The sequence below is a fragment of the Psychrobacter immobilis genome, from assembly GCF_904846285.1.
Lineage (GTDB): Bacteria > Pseudomonadota > Gammaproteobacteria > Pseudomonadales > Moraxellaceae > Psychrobacter > Psychrobacter immobilis_D.
The window spans coordinates 1-1,862 of sequence record NZ_CAJHAD010000054.1; the positions used below are offsets into that span (position 1 = coordinate 1).

3 protein-coding genes are annotated in these 1,862 nt (G+C 34.5%); all 3 read left to right on the forward strand.

The genetic code is table 11. The features are described 5' to 3' along the window. On the forward strand, positions 1-1,011 hold a 1,011-nt coding region (locus JMX13_RS13475; RefSeq protein WP_201613320.1), incomplete at its 5' end, for an RHS repeat domain-containing protein. Positions 1,012-1,214: 203 nt separating this feature from the next. Beyond that, positions 1,215-1,598: a hypothetical protein gene (locus JMX13_RS13480; protein WP_201613321.1), complete on the forward strand. Its 384-nt coding sequence runs from the start codon at positions 1,215-1,217 to the stop codon at positions 1,596-1,598. 67 nt (positions 1,599-1,665) lie between these two features. Next, positions 1,666-1,862: helix-turn-helix domain-containing protein (locus tag JMX13_RS13485; protein ID WP_201613322.1), on the forward strand; the 197-nt coding region annotated here is incomplete at its 3' end.

The following is a 1,862-nucleotide window of genomic DNA, read 5'->3' on the forward strand; positions in this document are numbered from 1 at the left end:
ATAGATCGTGAGCAAGACAGCAGCATAATACAAGTTTACCACTATCATAATGATCAGCTCGGTACACCGAATGAGCTGACTGATTCTGAGGGTAAAGTTATCTGGTTGGCAGACTATGAGGCATGGGGTAATACGGCGAAGTTGGTTTATGGTGAGGTCAAGATTAATCAAGTAACGGTATCGCAAACACATTTGCAACCTATTAGATTCCAAGGTCAACACTTTGATGATGAGACGGGTCTACATTACAACCGTTTTAGATATTACGATCCTGATATGGGAATGTTTACCACGAGAGATCCGATAGGTTTAAGAGGTGGCGATAATATCTTTCAGTATGCCCCGAATCCTATAGGGTGGGTGGATCCTTTGGGTTTAAGATTTACTGGATATTCACTAGATAACGCAGTAGTCAGTCTTTGTGGCGACGAAAGTATTGTACCTGTATACACTACAATGACTGGTCACAAAATGTATTCTAAACATCAAATATACGACAGGTGGAATAAATTAGAAAAAGCATATTTGGCAAAAATGATTAGCACGCGTAAAATGTTGAATTGTCCAAAATCGGCTCCCACTGCTTGTTCAACATGCAAAGTAGGTTCAAGTAAATGGAGAGTGTATGGAGGTGACTCACCAGAAAAGTCAATCCTTTTCCATTGTGGATTTGATGGCTACTTAGAAAATAGAGTGCCTAATAACAATAATCCTGCCCCAACCAATGAATGTTTCTATGATGATGATGGAAACTTAGTTACTGAAAGTCATGAATATGGTGGTTGTAGAGGTACTCCTGATTACTACCCATTTTTTGGTACTGGCGATCTTACAGATAAAGAGAGAAAAGGTCCACATACAGATATTGATTCAGGAGGCCCAGCAGGTCCTAGTAGAACTCATGCAAACATTGGTATAGAAGCTGCCGTCGAATCAGCAAAGTATCTAAAAAATAAGGGAGCAAAAAGTACAATCAATACACCACGTAAATTTAATTTTAAAAAGAAGTAATAATTGAAATATATAATAAATGGTGGTGTGTCAAAAAGTATGCTGATTAAAATTTGAATAATTTTTGAAGTCTTGAAAGCCCTATAGAATCAGAGAACTTCGCATAGATTTCTTATTGGCTTTTATCGCCAGCATACTTTTTAGAACACCACCTAATAAATTAAGTGCAGTTTATTTGGTATTATAATTTACAAGGTAAATATATGAAAGAACAGGAAAGTATTAGCAAAAAATCAAAAAAACTAATCCTTGCTCATTTTTATGGTCTGATGTTAGCTTTGTTAATCTATGTTTGCTATCAGTATATTAATGAAAAATTAATTCACGAAGAAACAATGTTATCAGCAAGTTTGCTGTTTAGAATAATCAGACTTTTTTTTATAGATATTTGGTATGCTTGTAAATTGTTTTCTACTTTCCCACCTTATCTTATATTACCTTTATTCTATGTATTAGCATTATATAAATTATATAATGCTAATACATCTTTTATAGTAGATAACAGAACATTTTTATTTACTCTGTTGTTTTCTTTCTTTTACATTCTTACTCATAGTTTTTTTTATTTTGCAGCTTCATTATACTAAGCTATAGTCAATTCCACCTAAAAATGTTATAAATTAATTATCAAACCCAATTGTTATTATAAAGACCATGACTTACTCGCTAGATTTTCGCAAACAAGTGCTAAAAAGCTTAGATGATGGTATGACCTTTGCCGAGGCGGCTGAGTTTTACAATCTGAGCCCAACCACTATACAGAACTGGAAGAGACGTGTTCATAGCAAAACAACCAGGCAAACCAAACCCTATAAAATACCAGATGACGTGCTACTTAATGATGTTAAAGA